The sequence below is a fragment of the Lentzea sp. NPDC059081 genome (genome assembly GCF_042738015.1).
Lineage (GTDB): Bacteria > Actinomycetota > Actinomycetes > Mycobacteriales > Pseudonocardiaceae > Lentzea.
Map to the genome: position 1 here is coordinate 90,070 of NZ_JBHYGW010000011.1, position 13,828 is coordinate 103,897.

Annotated in this window: 15 protein-coding genes; 7 read left to right on the top strand and 8 right to left on the bottom strand. The window is 70.9% G+C overall.

Annotation, left to right across the window (positions count from 1 at the left end; genetic code table 11):
* Positions 1-164: 164 nt before the first annotated feature.
* The 4 genes from ACFWV3_RS24290 to ACFWV3_RS24305 form a co-directional block, all read right to left on the bottom strand.
* Complete coding sequence (locus ACFWV3_RS24290; RefSeq protein WP_382413929.1) at positions 165-1,151, bottom strand: 1-aminocyclopropane-1-carboxylate deaminase; 987 nt, start codon at positions 1,149-1,151, stop codon at positions 165-167.
* A complete protein-coding gene (locus ACFWV3_RS24295) occupies positions 1,148-1,783 on the bottom strand; it encodes a GntR family transcriptional regulator (protein WP_382413930.1) in 636 nt (211 codons plus the stop codon). The genes ACFWV3_RS24290 and ACFWV3_RS24295 overlap by 4 nt, the downstream gene beginning before the upstream one ends.
* An 83-nt stretch (positions 1,784-1,866) precedes the next feature.
* Complete coding sequence (locus ACFWV3_RS24300) at positions 1,867-2,430, bottom strand: GNAT family N-acetyltransferase (RefSeq protein WP_382413931.1); 564 nt, start codon at positions 2,428-2,430, stop codon at positions 1,867-1,869.
* Positions 2,427-2,915 (bottom strand): YbaK/EbsC family protein, encoded by a 489-nt coding sequence (locus ACFWV3_RS24305; protein WP_382413933.1) that lies wholly within the window; start codon positions 2,913-2,915, stop codon positions 2,427-2,429. The genes ACFWV3_RS24300 and ACFWV3_RS24305 overlap by 4 nt, the downstream gene beginning before the upstream one ends.
* Positions 2,916-3,118: 203 nt before the next feature.
* On the opposite strand from ACFWV3_RS24305, the gene ACFWV3_RS24310 reads away from it, so the two are divergent.
* Positions 3,119-3,523, top strand: a complete 405-nt coding sequence (locus tag ACFWV3_RS24310) for an SAV_6107 family HEPN domain-containing protein (RefSeq protein ID WP_382413934.1) — start codon at positions 3,119-3,121, stop codon at positions 3,521-3,523.
* Positions 3,520-4,266, top strand: coding sequence for a maleylpyruvate isomerase N-terminal domain-containing protein (locus ACFWV3_RS24315; RefSeq protein WP_382413935.1), 747 nt, complete (start codon positions 3,520-3,522; stop codon positions 4,264-4,266). Before ACFWV3_RS24310 ends, ACFWV3_RS24315 begins: the two co-directional genes overlap by 4 nt.
* Here the strand turns inward: ACFWV3_RS24315 and ACFWV3_RS24320 are convergent.
* Positions 4,243-5,808 carry an alkaline phosphatase D family protein gene (locus ACFWV3_RS24320; RefSeq protein ID WP_382413936.1) on the bottom strand — a complete coding sequence of 522 codons (1,566 nt, stop codon included), beginning with the start codon at positions 5,806-5,808 and terminating at the stop codon, positions 4,243-4,245. The genes ACFWV3_RS24315 and ACFWV3_RS24320 overlap by 24 nt on opposite strands.
* 23 nt (positions 5,809-5,831) lie before the next feature.
* Here ACFWV3_RS24320 and ACFWV3_RS24325 point away from each other — a divergent pair, with 23 nt between their 5' ends.
* Positions 5,832-6,326 carry a VOC family protein gene (locus ACFWV3_RS24325; RefSeq protein WP_382413937.1) on the top strand — a complete coding sequence of 165 codons (495 nt, stop codon included), beginning with the start codon at positions 5,832-5,834 and terminating at the stop codon, positions 6,324-6,326.
* A gap of 81 nt (positions 6,327-6,407) precedes the next feature.
* Here the strand turns inward: ACFWV3_RS24325 and ACFWV3_RS24330 are convergent, their stop codons facing one another.
* The gene (locus tag ACFWV3_RS24330) at positions 6,408-8,060 is read right to left on the bottom strand and encodes a DUF885 domain-containing protein (protein ID WP_382413939.1); all 1,653 of its coding nucleotides are present in this window, start codon (positions 8,058-8,060) and stop codon (positions 6,408-6,410) included.
* Positions 8,061-8,166: 106 nt separating this feature from the next.
* On the opposite strand from ACFWV3_RS24330, the gene ACFWV3_RS24335 reads away from it, so the two are divergent.
* Positions 8,167-8,820 (top strand): DUF3153 domain-containing protein, encoded by a 654-nt coding sequence (locus ACFWV3_RS24335; RefSeq protein WP_382413941.1) that lies wholly within the window; start codon positions 8,167-8,169, stop codon positions 8,818-8,820.
* On the opposite strand, the gene metF is transcribed toward ACFWV3_RS24335, so the two are convergent.
* Positions 8,817-9,698, bottom strand: coding sequence for a methylenetetrahydrofolate reductase [NAD(P)H] (gene metF, locus ACFWV3_RS24340; protein ID WP_382413943.1), 882 nt, complete (start codon positions 9,696-9,698; stop codon positions 8,817-8,819). The two genes, ACFWV3_RS24335 and metF, sit on opposite strands and share 4 nt — an antisense overlap.
* Positions 9,699-9,777: 79 nt before the next feature.
* On the opposite strand from metF, the gene ACFWV3_RS24345 reads away from it, so the two are divergent.
* The 3 genes from ACFWV3_RS24345 to ACFWV3_RS24355 all read left to right on the top strand — a co-directional run bounded on the left by ACFWV3_RS24345 (position 9,778) and on the right by ACFWV3_RS24355 (position 13,399).
* The gene (locus ACFWV3_RS24345) at positions 9,778-10,881 is read left to right on the top strand and encodes a polyprenyl synthetase family protein (protein ID WP_382413945.1); all 1,104 of its coding nucleotides are present in this window, start codon (positions 9,778-9,780) and stop codon (positions 10,879-10,881) included.
* A gap of 183 nt (positions 10,882-11,064) precedes the next feature.
* Entirely contained in the window at positions 11,065-12,513 is a 1,449-nt protein-coding gene (gene mptB / locus ACFWV3_RS24350; RefSeq protein ID WP_382413947.1) for a polyprenol phosphomannose-dependent alpha 1,6 mannosyltransferase MptB, read from the top strand.
* Positions 12,514-12,523: 10 nt separating this feature from the next.
* The gene (locus ACFWV3_RS24355) at positions 12,524-13,399 is read left to right on the top strand and encodes a phytoene/squalene synthase family protein (protein ID WP_382413949.1); all 876 of its coding nucleotides are present in this window, start codon (positions 12,524-12,526) and stop codon (positions 13,397-13,399) included.
* Between the two features lie 29 nt (positions 13,400-13,428).
* Here the strand turns inward: ACFWV3_RS24355 and ACFWV3_RS24360 are convergent, their stop codons facing one another.
* Complete coding sequence (locus ACFWV3_RS24360) at positions 13,429-13,824, bottom strand: hypothetical protein (RefSeq protein ID WP_382413951.1); 396 nt, start codon at positions 13,822-13,824, stop codon at positions 13,429-13,431.
* Positions 13,825-13,828 lie beyond the last annotated feature (4 nt).

Sequence of the window (13,828 nt, forward strand, 5' to 3'; positions counted from 1 at the left end):
CGGCCCAGCCCGGCACCGCCGCACCACGCCCACCGCACCGGGCTTGCCTTCCGCGCCCGGCCCACCGCGCCTGCTCCATCGCGCCCGGCCCACCGCGCGGTCCACTCCGCACTCGACCCGCCGTGCACCGCCTCCCGCACCTGGCCGGCCTCCGGCTCCGGCGGCTAGGCCGGGAACAGCGAGCTGTACGCGTTGAGCGCCGGCTGCCCGCCCAGGTGCGCGTACAGCACGGTCGACCCGCGGTCGACCTCCCCCGACGACACGAGGTGGACGAGCCCGGCGAGCGACTTCCCCTCGTACACCGGGTCGGTGATCATGCCCTCGAGGCTCGCGCCGAGACGCATGGCGTCCACAGTGGTCTCGTCGGCGATGCCGTAGGTGCCGGCGTGGAAGCGGTCGTCCAGCAGGATGTCCTCTTCGGACACCGTGACCTCGCGCAGCTTCGCGGTGGTGTGGGCGATGCGGGTGATCTGGTCGAGGGTCTCGGCCGGCTTGGCGGAGGCGTCGATGCCCAGCACGCGGCGGTTCGGGTCGCCGGCGAAACCGGCGACCATGCCGGCCTGGGTGCTGCCGGTGACCGAGCAGACGATGATCGTGTCGAAGAAGACGCCGAGCTGCGCTTCCTGCTGGCGGACCTCGTCGGCCCACGAGGCGAAGCCCATGCCGCCCAGCGGGTGGTCGGAGGCGCCTGCGGGGATCGGGTAGGGCTTGCCGCCGGAGGCGCGGACCTCCTCGATCGCCTGTTCCCACGCCGGTTTGACGCCGATGCCGAACTCGGCGTCCACGAGGCGGACGTCGGCTCCCATCATGCGGCTGAGCAGGATGTTGCCCACGCGGTCGCTGCCCACGTCGGACCACTCGACCCAGCTCTCCTGCACCAGCACGGCCTTCAGGCCCGCCCGTGCCGCCGCGGCGGCGACCTGGCGGGTGTGGTTGGACTGGATCCCGCCGATGGAGACGAGGGTGTCGCAGCCGGTGGCGAGCGCGTCGGCCACGAGGTACTCGAGCTTGCGGGTCTTGTTGCCGCCGTAGGCGAGGCCGGAGTTGCAGTCCTCGCGCTTCGCCCAGACCGCGGCACCGCCGAGGTGGGCGGTCAGGCGGTCCAGGCGGTGGACGGGCGAGGGGCCGAAGAGCAGCGGGAACCTGTTCACAGTTCGTCCTCCAAAGTGGTCCAGTTCTCGTCGACGAGGACGCTGGCCCGCTGGTGGTCGCCCTGCTCGCACGCCTCGATGATCTGCTGGTGCTGGGTGACGGAGTGGCGGGCGGCGGGCGAGGAGAACCGGCTGTGCTCGGCCCTGCGCACCAGCGGGGTGAAGCGGTCGATGGTCGCGGTGATCGCGAAGTTGTCGCAGCGGTGGACCGTCACGGCGTGGAACGCGTCGTCGGCGGCCAGCGCGGCGTCGGCGTCGTCGGCGTCGAGCGCCTTCTTGAAGGCTTCGTTGGCGGCGCGCATCGCCGTCAGGTCCTCGTCGGTCAGCCGCCGTTGGTAGACGACCAGGCCGGTGGCGAGCGAGTGCATCTGCCGCACGACGACGAGGGCGTCGCGCACCGGTTCCGCCTCCAGCGCGGTCACGCGGGTGTACGCGTGCGGCTTGGTCTCGACGAGGCCCTCGTCGGTCAGCGTCGCGAGCGCCTCGCGCACCGGCGTGCGGGACAGACCGAGCTTCTCGGCCAGCTCGACGTCCTTGATGGCCGTGCCCGGCTGCAGGTCACCGCGCACGATCGCCGATCGGATCTCGGCGGCCGCGCGGTCCTTCAGTGACCCATATCCAATATATTGCATATTGGTGAGAGTAGGTCCGGGGTCGGACGAGCGCAACAAGAAGCCCCGAGCCGTCGGCTCGGGGGCTTGCGGGAGAAGCGAGGTCAGTCCATCGGCAGCGTGCGGCCCAGCACGGCGAACGGGCGCGGGTCGCCGGTGAACTGGTAGTGCCGCAGCACGTCGACGAAGCCGACGCGGCGGTAGAGCTTCCACGCCTTGCTCGGCCCCTCGGGCGTCGACAGCAGCACGCGGGACGAGGGCACGCCCTCCATCAGCCGGCGCAGCAGGTCCTCGCCGAGCCCGCGCCCCTGGGCGCGCGGCAGCACGTGGAGCTCGGTCAGCTCGAAGTAGTCGGTGAGCCAGTCCTCGACGACGGTGGGCGGCGAGACGACCATGAGGCCGCGCCGCACCTGCTCGTGCCACCACTGGCCGGCGGCACCGCGGTAGCCGTAGCCGATGCCGACGAGCTCGTCCTGCTCCCCCAGCGCCACGACGCACCGCCAGTCCTCGCGCATCATGTGCGCGAGCCACATCGGGGCGCGCTGCTCGACAGTGCCGGGCGGGTAGTTCATCGCGGTCACGTACAGCGCGAGCGCCTCGCCCAGCCGCTCGTTCAGCTGCGCGGCCGTCATCTCGACGATGCGCTCCAGGCGCGGCGAGGCCGTCATGACGCCACCACCGCGACGCGTCCGCCGGTCAGCGCCACCAGATCCGCGAAGGTCGTGGGGTAGACGGCGTGCGGATGTCCCGCCGCCGCCCAGATCTCCTCGTAACCGGACAAGGCCTCGTCCACCACCGTCTCGATCGGCTCCGGGTGCCCGACCGGCGACACCCCGCCGATCACCTGGCCCGTGTGCTCGCGCACGAACTCCGGGTCGGCGCGCTTCACGGCGTCCGCGCCGACCAGCCGGGCGACGACCGCGGTGTCCGCGCGGTGCGCGCCCGAGGTCAGCACCAGCAGCGGGGCCGCCACCCCGTCCCGCACCGCCGCGAAGAGCAGGCTGTTCGCGATCGCGCCGACCTGCACGCCCACCGCGTCCGCGGCGGCAGCCGCGGTCCGCACCGCGTCCGGCAGCACGACGATGCGCGCCGCGGTGGCGGGAGGCAGGGCGTCCGCGACCCTGCGGATTCCTGGGTGTTCGAGCGAGCTCACGTAACCATCAGACCACGACTGGCGCCCACGTGGTGGGGCGGGTTGAGGAATCCATCGGGCGGGAGCTACGCTGGAGCGGACTCGAACACATGTTCGAGTCGCACCATGCCTCGGAGGTGGGGTGGGGGAAGCACCCCACCTCCGAGAGCCGCCGGCTTCCCCTCGGCGGAGACGTCGTTCACCGACGCCACGAGGAGGCCGAGATGACTGCCATCGACTTCCCCATCCCGTTGCCACCCACGTCCGCGCTCGCGTTGCTGCGGCAGGCACGCGACTCGCTCGCCGAGTCCGAACGCGCGCAGGACCCCTCAGAACGGTTCGCCACCGCCTACCTCGCCGCGCTGCGTGCCGCCGCCGCGGTGCTCGCGTTGCGAGGCCGGCCCCATCGAGGACGTTCCAGGCCCACCAGCGCGTGGGTGCTGCTCGCCTCGATGGCGCCGGAGATGAGCGAGTGGGCCACTTTCTTCGCGTCGTGGTCGTCCACACGGGCCGCCGTGCTCGCGGGCATCACGCGGTACGTCAACGCGCGCACGGCAGACGACTTGGTGCGCCAGACCGAACAGTTCGTGATGCTCGTCGAGCGTGTGATGAATGAGGCCCAGCAGTGAACTCGCTCGACGTCCTGCGCCGTGAGGCGGACCTGCTCGCCCTGTCCGCGCTCGGCCAGCCACCGCACAAGGGCGTGCCCGCCTGCCCCGGCCTCAACCTCGGGGAGACCGTGCGGCACGTCGGCAGCGGCTACCGCAGAACCCTGGAGTGGATCAGGCTCGGCCGCGAGCCCGAGGCCGGCGAGTGGCAGGACTACCCGGCGGAGGGAGAGAACACGCTCGACTTCCTGCGTTCGGGCGCGGAAGCCGTGCTCGCCGAGCTCAGCGCGCACGACGAGGACGAGCCGTGCGCGACGTGGTGGCCGGAACAGCAGCACTACGGGTTCTGGCGGCGACGGCTCGCACACGAGACGACCGTGCACCGCATGGACGTCCAGGGCGCGGCGGGCATGGAGCTCGGCGACGTCGCCGACGAGGTCGCGGTCGACGGCGCCGACGAGGTGCTCACGTTGTGGCTGGGGCACAAGCTGGACGTGCTCGGCGTGCGCGGGTCGCGGGACAGCCTGGTCGCCATCGGAGTCGAGGACCACCTGTGGCTCACGCGCTGCGGCCCGCACGGCGCGTCGGCGTGGCGCGTCGTCGATCCCGAGGACGCGCACCTCGCCGACGCGCAGGTCACGGCCGACCCGATGACGATGTACCGCTGGTTGTGGGGACGGCTGCCCGACCGCATGGTCGGGGTGATCGGCGACCACGACGCGATCGCGCAGCTGTGGGCCCTACTGCGCCTCGCGACTAAGTAGGACCGACGCGGTCTCCTCGCCCGCCGCCGACAACAACCGGTAGCGGGCCTGGCGGCCGTCGAAGTCCAGCAGCGCCACGGAGTTGCCGAAGTGCGGGCCGCTCGTCTTGCGCCAGCTCATCAGGTCCGGCGGCACACCGACGGACGTGGCGACCCGGCGGAGCAGCCTTCCGACGGAACGCGACCACGACAGCCGGAACATGGGCTCGAGCGGCTTCGGCGGTTCGTTGTGGACCGGCGAGCACACGAGCTGCGTCACCAGCGCCCTGGTGGGGTTGGGGAAGTCGGCCACGGCGACGTAGCTGTGGTGGACGTCGCCGGAGAGCACGCAGACCGTCGAGGTGTCGGTGTTCGCGGCCTTCTCGATCATGCGGGAGAGCCGGTCGAACGACTCGCGGAACGCGGGCCAGTGCTCCAGGTCGACCACCTGCCGGATCTTCTCGGCGGCCTTGCCCTGCCAGCCCGGCTTGCGCGCGCCGACCTCGTTGATGGACTGGAAGTGGCTCAGGCCGTGCGGCATCAGCCACGGCAGCGACGACCCGATCAGCAGGTGGTCGAAGTCGCCCTCGGCGTTGCGCTCGATCCACTCGAACTCGGCGTCGCCCACCATCTGCCGCCTGCCCTCCTCGAGGATGCGGCCCGAACGCGTGTCGACCATGAGCAGGCGCGCGCGGCCGAAGTCGCGGCGGTAGCTCCACATCGTCGACTTGCCGCCGTCGACCTCCTTGTCCGCCTCCTCGGCGAAGTCCAGCAGCATCGGCAGCACGTCGGTGTCCTGCGCCATCACCTTGGCGTACAGGGGGTTCTTGGCGAGCTCCTCCGGGCTGAGGTTGCCGAGGTGCTGGTAGACCCAGTACGACGAGAGGGCGCCGCGGATCCTGTCGCGCCACCAGGGCTTCCCCGCCATCTGCCTGCGCCACACCTCGGAGGTGTTCCAGTCGTCGCGCACGTCGTGGTCGTCGAAGATCATCGACGTCGGCACGACCGACAGCAGCCAGCGGATCTCCGGGTCGCCCCAGGTCTCGTGATAGAGCCGCGCGTACTCGGAGAAGTGCACGACCTCGCCGTCGGGCTCCTTCGTGCCCTGGCGGCGCTCGCGCATCCACTCGATGGTCGCCTTGGTGGGTTCGTCGGCGTAGACCTGGTCGCCCAGCAGGATCATCGCCTGCGGCCAGTCCTCCTCCGGCGTCTTCATCAGCCGCTGCGCGAACGCGTCGAGGGCGTCGTCGCCGACCGGCTGGGCGGGGGCGGCACGACACGACCCGAAGGCGATCCGGCGGACCTCGCCGGTGCGGATGACGGGCTTGGGGAAGTCGCTGTCCGGCAACGGCCAGACCACCTCGTCGTCCAGCCGCACGTCGTACTCCGTGCGCGGGCCGAGGCCCTCGATCCGCACGAGCGCGTAGTGCTGCCTGCCCACCTGGAACGTTCTCGAGGTGTGCCCGACGATCGTCACTTCGCAGGGGGCGTCGGTCTCGACCCACACGGTCGCCGACGACTTGTTCACGTACCGCAGGAGAGGTCCGAGCACCAGCTTCGCCACGCGCGAACAGTACCCTCGGACGCGTGGAAATCACGTTCGAGTCCGCGGATCCCTCCGCGCTGGCGGCGTTCTGGTCCGAGTTCGCCGGCGACGAGATCGAGCTGACGTTCGTGTGGAGCGACGCCCCGAAGATCGAGAAGAACCGGGTGCACCTGGACCTGGCCTCCACCTCGCCCGAGCACCAGGCGGACATCGTGGAACGCGCGCTCAAGCTCGGCGCCGAGCACGCCGACGTCGGGCAGCGCGACGTGCCGTGGGTGGTGCTGCGGGACCCGCAGGGCAACGAGTTCTGCGTCCTCGAACCCCGGCCCGAGTACACCGGCGTCGTGGCCGCGGTGGTCGTCGACTCCCCGGACCCGCCGGCTTCGGCGCAGGCGACCGGGCACCGGGTAGAGCGCAGTGGTGACGGGTTCGCGTCGGTGCGGCCGGAGCCGGGACCGTGGCTCGAGTTCGTGCTGACCGACGACCCGGAGCCGATCACGAACCGCGTCCGCATCCGGTGGGCCGACCCTGTCTGATATCCGATATATCGGTCGGCCGCAGGCTCCACGGCCGACCGATATATCAGTGCTCCACCGGTATATCAGAGTGCGTCACGGTCACAGCGCGGCGAGGCGCTCCCGCAGCGTGTCGAGGCCCATCGACCCCATCTCCAGGGCCTCCTTGTGGAACTGCTTCAGGTCGAACGCCGCGCCCTTGCGCGCCTTCACGTCGTCGCGCGCGGCCAGCCACAGGCGCTCGCCGAGCTTGTAGGCCGGCGCCTGGCCCGGCCAGCCCAGGTAGCGGTCGATCTCGTCGCGCGAGGCGGCCGGCTCCTGCAGCGTGCGGGTCAGCAGGAACTCCAGGCCGAGGTCCGGGGTCCAGCGCTCGCCGGAGTGGAAGCCGGTGCCCGCCGGGATCTCGAGCTCCAGGTGCATGCCGATGTCGATGATCACGCGGGCCGCGCGGAACAGGTGCGCGTCCAGCATGCCGAGCAGGTCGCCGTCGTCGTCGAGGTAGCCGAGCTCGCGCATCAGGCGCTCGGAGTACAGCGCCCAGCCCTCGCCGTGGCCCGACACCCAGCACAGCAGGCGCTGGAAGTCGTTGAGCGTCTTCGACTGGTACACCGCCGTCGCGCACTGGAGGTGATGGCCCGGCACGCCCTCGTGGTAGACGGTCGACGTCTCGCGCCACGTCGGGAACACGGTCTTGCCGGGGTCGACCGACCACCACATGCGGCCGGGACGGCTGAAGTCCGCGGTCGGCGGGGTGTAGTAGGCGCCGACGCCACCGCCGGGCGGCGCGATCTTGCACTCGAGGTTCATCAGGGCGTCGGGGAGGTCGAAGTGCACGTCGCGCACGTCGAGCAGGGCCTTGTCGGACAGCTCCTGCATCCACGCCTGGAGGCCGTCCTGGCCGCGGACCTGGTAGCGCGGGTTCTCGTCGAGGTACTCGGCGGTCTCCGCGAGCGTCGCACCCGGCTTGAGACGGGCCGCGACCTCCTTCATCTCCGCCTCGAGGCCGAGGAACTCCTGCCAGCCCCACTCGTAGGCTTCGGCGAGGTCGAGCTTCGAGCCGGTGAAGTAGCGCGACCCGAGGCGGTAGCGCTCCTCGCCGACGGCGTCCTTCTCCGGCGCGAGCGGCGCCAGCGACGTGCGCAGGAACGACGCGAAGTCCGCGTAGGCGGCGGACGCGGCGGCGGCACCGGTGTCCAGGGACGACCGCACCGAACCGTCGACGTCGGCAGAGGCGACGAACGACGTGAAGAACGACGACGACCAGACGTCGCACTGTGCGGCGACCTTGGTCACCTGGCGCAGCGCGGACACGTTTCCACGCGAGGCGGCGTGCGAGAGAGACGCGCGCAGTCCGTCCAAGGCGGCCGGCACGGCGGAGAGACGGCGGCCGATCGTGGCCCACTGCTCCGGCGTGTCCGTCGGCATCTGGTCGAAGATGTCGCGCACGGACTGGATCGGGCTCGCGATGACGTTCAGCGAGGACTCGGTGACGCCGGCCTCGTAGAGCTCGTGCTCCAGGCCCGTCCGCTCCAGGAAGACGGCGCGCGCCGCTTCCTCCGACGCATCCGCGGGCTGGGCGGCGGTGATGTCGGCCAAGGCGCGGACGGCGAGTTCGTCGCGCGCCGCGTGCCCTTCCGGCGAGAGGTCCGTCAGCTGGTCGTCGGACCCCGCGAAGCCGAGGTTGGTGGCCGTGATCGGGTCCAGCGCCACGTAGTCGCTGACGAACTTGTTGCTGATGTCGTGCACGGATGCCATGCGCCGAGACGCTACCTCGCGCCCCTCCGCGCCAAAAGGTAGTTAGTCAAGCTCACGACCAAAGGAGGGGACTGCGTCGTTTGGACCATGCTGGCAGGATGTCCGGGTGCGTCGATCCCGGGCACTGCTGCTGCCGGTCTTCCTGCTGCTCACCCTGTTCTCGCTGAGCGGTTGCGTTCGCGTCTACGCGGCCATGGCCGTGTCGGACGACGACCGCATCTCCGGCGAGATCGTCGCGGCCACGCCTCCCACCCAGGACAACGATCCCGGCCCCCAGCTCAAGGTGCCGCCGGAGCTCGCGAGCCGCGTCACCACCCAGCCGTACCGGGTGGAGGCCTACGCGGGCACGCAGCTGTTCTTCACCGGCCTGACGTTCGACGAGATGCGCACGCTGTCGATGGCGACGAGCTCGTCGAACAGCCGCTACAGCCTGAACTTCCGCCGGTCGGGTGATCTTGTCACGCTCTCGGGGTCGGTCGACCTGACCCAGGTGCCGGTGGAGCGCGCCGACATCCAGGTGAAGGTGAGCTTCCCCGGCAAGATCGTGAACACCAACGGCCGCGAGGAGGAGAACAACACGATCGCGTGGTCTCCGAAGCCCGGTCAGGCGTCCATGCTGCAGGCGACCGTGCAGTACGCGGGCGAGAACTCCCAGTCGTTCCTCGGCTGGGCGCTGCTCGTCGCGGGGCTCACCGGTGGTGCCGCACTGATCGTCGTCGTGCTCGCGCTGATCGCGCACAAGCGCAGCGCGCTCGTCTAGGCGCGGGCGACGAGACCCAGACGCCCCAGCACTTCCTTCGTCGCCTTCGACCTGTTCATCGTGTAGAAGTGCAGCGCAGGCACGCCCTCGTCGAGCAGCCGCTGGCACATCTCCGTCGCGATGTCGATGCCCGTGGCCCGGAACCCCGCGACGTCGTCCGCGTAGGGCTCCAGCCGGCGGGCGATGTCGAGCGGCAGGTCGGCGCCGGAGAGCTCCACGATCTTGGACAGGCCGCGCGGGGACAGCATCGGCATGATGCCCGGCAGGATCGCCGCGGAGCAGCCCGCGTCCGCCACCCGGTCGCGCAGCCGCAGGAACGGCTCCGGTGCGTGGAAGAGCTGGGCCACGGCGTAGTCCGCGCCCGCGTTGAGCTTGCGCAGCAGGAACTTCAGGTCTGTGTCGAGGTCGGCCGAGCGCGGGTGCCCGTACGGGAACGCCGCCACGCCCACGCAGAAGTCGCCGAGCTCGCGGACGAGCGAGACCAGCTCGTCGGCGTAGTTGAGGCCTTCCGGGTGCGCGACCCAGTCGCCCATCGGGTCGCCGGGAGGGTCGCCGCGCAGTGCGAGGACGTTGCGCACGCCGATCGCCGCGTACCAGCCGATGACGTTGCGCAGCTCGGCCACCGAGTGGTCGACGGCGGTCAGGTGCGCGACCGGCAGCAGCGTCGTCTCCTGCGCGATGCGGCCGGTGGCGCGGATCGTGCGGTCGCGGCGCGACCCGCCGGCGCCGTAGGTGATCGACACGAACGCCGGGTCGAGGCCCTCCAGCTCGCGGACGGCCTTCCAGAGGACCTTCTCGTCCTCGGCGTCCCGAGGCGGCAGGAACTCCACGGAGAACTTGGGCGACTCCCCCAGGAGCCGTTCCACCACCGACGTCATGGCGCCAAGCCTAGTGGTACTTCCGGAGAGTGGGACAGCCGCTCACGATGTGGTACACGGCCTGGTACGCGCCCCCGACATGCGCGTGGTGCCGGACACAGCGGACCATGGACGTGTGTCCCACCACCCCATCGACGTGGCACTGCCCCAGCACGTCGAACAAGCGTTGACCACGTACCTGGCCTCCCGGCGCGCGTCCGGAGAGGCGATGGACCCGAGCTTCGCGAGCGCCGTCGACGCGCTCTCCGACTTCGTGCTGGGTGGGGGCAAGCGCATCCGCCCGACCTACGCGTGGTGGGGCTGGCGCGCGGCCGGCGGCGACCCGGACGGCGAGCTCGCCGGCGAGGTGCTCACGGCGGTGAGCTCGCTGGAGCTGATCCAGGCGTGCGCGCTGATCCACGACGACCTGATGGACGCCTCCTCGGTGCGCCGGGGCAAGCCGACGGTGCACATCGCGTTCGGCGCCCGGCACCGCGAGCGGGGGTGGCTCGGCTCGCCGGAGCGGTTCGGCATGTCGGCGGCCGTGCTGATCGGCGACATCGCGCTGGCGTGGGCCGACGACATGCTCTTCGCCGCCGGGCTGCCGGCCGACGTGCTGCGCCGGATGAGCGAGCCGTGGCGGGACATGCGCACCGAGATGCTCGCGGGGCAGTACCTGGACGTGCTGACGCAGGCGCGCGGCGACTCGTCCCCGGACGCGGCACTGCGGATCGACCGGCTCAAGACGGCCGCGTACACCGTCGAACGGCCGCTGCACATGGGCGCGGCGATGGCGGGCGGCTCGCCGGAGCTGATCGACGGGCTGCGGACGTTCGGCGCGGACATCGGCGTCGCGTTCCAGCTGCGCGACGACCTGCTCGGCGTGTTCGGCGACCCGGAGGTCACCGGCAAGCCAGCTGGCGACGACCTGTCGGAGGGCAAGCGGACGCTGCTCGTCGCCCTCGGCATGCAGTTCGGCGCCGATATATTGGATATCACCCTCGGCCGGCCCGACCTCGACCTCGACACCGTCGAGGAGGTCCGGCGCACGCTGGTGAAGGTCGGCGCCGTCGACGCCGTCGAGGAGCGCATCGAGGAGCTGACCAAGAGCGCGCTGGCGGCACTCGACGCGGCCCCCGTCGCGGAACCGGCCGCCGAGAAGCTCGCCGGCCTCGCGATCAGCTCGACGAAGCGGACCTTCTGACGCCGATCACGCCCGGCCGGGACCGGCACCGCTTCCTGAGAGTTCATTAACACCTCGTTGCCGGTGTGCCCCGTTGCTTGCTGACGCTTGCTCGCCTTGTGCAACGATGTTCGGGCGATGGCAGCAACTCCGTCCCTCCCCCGCACGAGCTCCGAGGTCTCTCCGCAGGAGCTTGATCAAGTCGTGCGCGCGAACACGTACGCCATCCCCATCCGCACGACCATGCTCGGCCTGCTGGGCGTGGCGCTGATCGCGCTCGGCGGCATGGGGGCCGGGGCGATCCTCGAGCGCGACCCGCTGCTCGCCCAGGTCGGGCTGAGCTGGCTGCGCTACGGCCACGGCCGCGACCTCGCGAGCATGGTGCTGTACCTGGGGCTCGGCCTTGTCATCTGGGCGTGGGTGCGCCTGGGCAGGCTCGTGCGGTGGGGCGAGATCGGCGACTTCGCCGTGCTGGTCGCGGTGACGGTGTGGACGTTGCCGCTGCTCTTCGCGCCGCCGCTGTTCAGCAAGGACATCTACAGCTACCTCGCGCAGGGCCAGCTCGCGCTGAGCGGCTACGACCCGTACGAGGTCGGGCCCGCGGTGCTGCAGAGCACACTCAGCGAGAACGTCAGCTGGGTCTGGCAGCACACGCCCGCGCCGTACGGGCCGCTGTTCATCCTCGTCGCGAAGGCGATCGTGTGGGTGACGGACGCGAGCGTCATCCTCGGCGTCGTCGCCATGCGGTTCTCGCTCGCCGGCGGGCTGGTGCTGCTCTGCTGGGCGCTGCCGGGCCTGAGCAGGCACCTGGGCGGCAGGTCGGCCATCGCGCTGTGGCTGGTGGCGGCGAACCCGCTGCTGCTGATCCACCTCGTCGGCGGCGCGCACAACGACCTGCTGATGATCGGGCTGATGGCCGCCGGCGTGCTGCTGGTGCTCGACCGCAGGCACGTCCTCGGCTTCGTGCTGCTCGCCCTCGCGTTCTCCGTGAAGGCGACGGCAGTGGTGATCGCGCCGTTCCTCATCTGGATCTGGGCGGCGCGGCTCGACGGCGACAAGCGCGCCCAGTTCCGCAGGGCGCTGGTGCCCGGCCTGGTGGCGTTCATCGGCACGTTCGCGGCCTGCACGGCCGTGGCCGGGGTGACGCTGGGCTGGATCCCGGCGCTGCGCAGCTCGTCGATGATCATCAACTGGCTGTCGCTGCCGAGCGCGGTCGGCGACTTCGTGCGGATGGTCGTCAACTGGTTCGTCTACGTCGACGGCGGCATCTTCATCGGCATCGCGCGGGGCATCGGCTCGGTCGTGCTGGTCTGGATCGCGTACACGCAGTGGTGGGCGGCGCGCGACGGCGAGGTCCGCAACAGCATCAAGCGCGGCACGCTGACGATGCTGGCCGTCGCGCTGCTCTCCCCCGCGACGCTGCCGTGGTACTTCAGCTGGCCGCTGGCGCTGGCCGCCGGGTTCGCATGGAGCACGAGCGCGCTCGTCACGATGACGGTCGCGTCGGTGTTCCTGATGCTCGTGACGTTCCCGAACGGCGACACCGCGCTCTACTCGTGGGGTTACCTGTTCTTCGCGCTGGTGGTGTCCGGGCTCGCGGCGCGGTCTCTGGTGAAGCCGGACCCGTTCGGCCTGTCCACCCGCTACGAATGAGCCTCGACCCGTGAACCTGGGCGCGGCCTATGCCACCTGCCGCCGGGTGAACGCGCGGTACGGCAGGACGTTCTTCCTCGCCACGGCGCTGCTGCGACCCTCCCAACGGCCCGCGGTGCACGCCTTGTACGCGTTCGCCCGCTGGGCCGACGAGATCGTCGACGCCGCCGGGGTCGACGACCGGGCGGGTGAGCTCGACCGGCTGGAGCGGCTGCTCGACGGTTGCACGAAGGACGGGCCCCCGTCGAACCCGGTCCTGCACGCGCTCGCCGACACGATGAGCCGCTACGACATCGACCGGGCGCTGTTCACCGACTTCCTCGCGTCGATGCGGATGGACCTCGACGTCACCGAGTACGCCGACCTCGACGCGCTCGGTGTCTACGTGCACGGCTCGGCGGAGGTCATCGGGCTGCAGATGCTGCCCGTCCTCGGCACCGTCGTCCCGCGCGAGGAAGCCGCCCCGTACGCCGCCCGGCTCGGGGTGGCGTTCCAGCTGACGAACTTCCTGCGCGACGTCGGCGAGGACCTCGACCGCGGCCGGGTCTACCTGCCGCAGGACGTGCTCGTCGCGCACGACGTTGACCGCGACCTCTTACAGTGGTGCCGGTCGCGCCGGCGTGCCGACGTCCGCGTGCAGGGCGTTCTCGACGACCTCGTCGCGCACTCATATGCGATATATCAGTTGGCCGAGCCGGGCATCGCCCTGTTGTCGCCGTCGTCGCGGCCCTGTGTGCGGACCGCGTACACCCTGTACCGCGACATCCTCGGGCTCGTCGGCTGCGAGGTGCTGTGGCGGCGGGTGGCGGTGCCCCGGACGCGACGGATCGCCGTGGCGGTGCCCGGCGCCGGCCGGGCACTGCTCGCACGGGCGACGACGAGATGAGCCCGGCCTCAGCCCTGACGGGGGCTGCCTCAGACCACGACCACGCCGACGATGTTCGACGTCGCGGACGCGTACACGTTCGTGCCCGCGAAGAAGAGGCGCAGGTCGGCGGACGCGTCGAGAGTGAGCCGGGCGTTGAAGGTCGCGTTCGGCTGGCAGTTCGCGGTGTAGATGTTCGTCCACACCGACGCACCTACCCTGACCTGGGCGAACACGTCGAGCCCGAGGGTCAGCTCCCGGTCGCCCCTGGCGCCGAGCTTGCCCTTGATCTGGAGCTGGTTGCCCTTCTTCAGCTTGACCTTCGCGCCGCCGGCGTCCAGCTCCAGCGTGGTGGGCTTGGCGTGGACGGCGGGCGCGGCGGTGGCGACGGCCGGCGAGAGCAGCAGGCCGAAGGCGGTGAAAAAGGCGAGCAGAGTCTTGGTCATGCTG

What these genes read in the sequence shown, in the direction of transcription:
- ACFWV3_RS24360 (WP_382413951.1), bottom strand. Translation starts at nt 13,824, where the DNA reads ATGACCAAGACTCTGCTCGCCTTTTTCACCGCCTTCGGCCTGCTGCTC.
- ACFWV3_RS24300 (WP_382413931.1), bottom strand. Translation starts at nt 2,430, where the DNA reads ATGACGGCCTCGCCGCGCCTGGAGCGCATCGTCGAGATGACGGCCGCG.
- ACFWV3_RS24345 (WP_382413945.1), top strand. Translation starts at nt 9,778, where the DNA reads ATGCGCGTGGTGCCGGACACAGCGGACCATGGACGTGTGTCCCACCAC.
- ACFWV3_RS24295 (WP_382413930.1), bottom strand. Translation starts at nt 1,783, where the DNA reads ATGCAATATATTGGATATGGGTCACTGAAGGACCGCGCGGCCGCCGAG.
- metF (WP_382413943.1), bottom strand. Translation starts at nt 9,698, where the DNA reads ATGACGTCGGTGGTGGAACGGCTCCTGGGGGAGTCGCCCAAGTTCTCC.
- ACFWV3_RS24330 (WP_382413939.1), bottom strand. Translation starts at nt 8,060, where the DNA reads ATGGCATCCGTGCACGACATCAGCAACAAGTTCGTCAGCGACTACGTG.
- ACFWV3_RS24310 (WP_382413934.1), top strand. Translation starts at nt 3,119, where the DNA reads ATGACTGCCATCGACTTCCCCATCCCGTTGCCACCCACGTCCGCGCTC.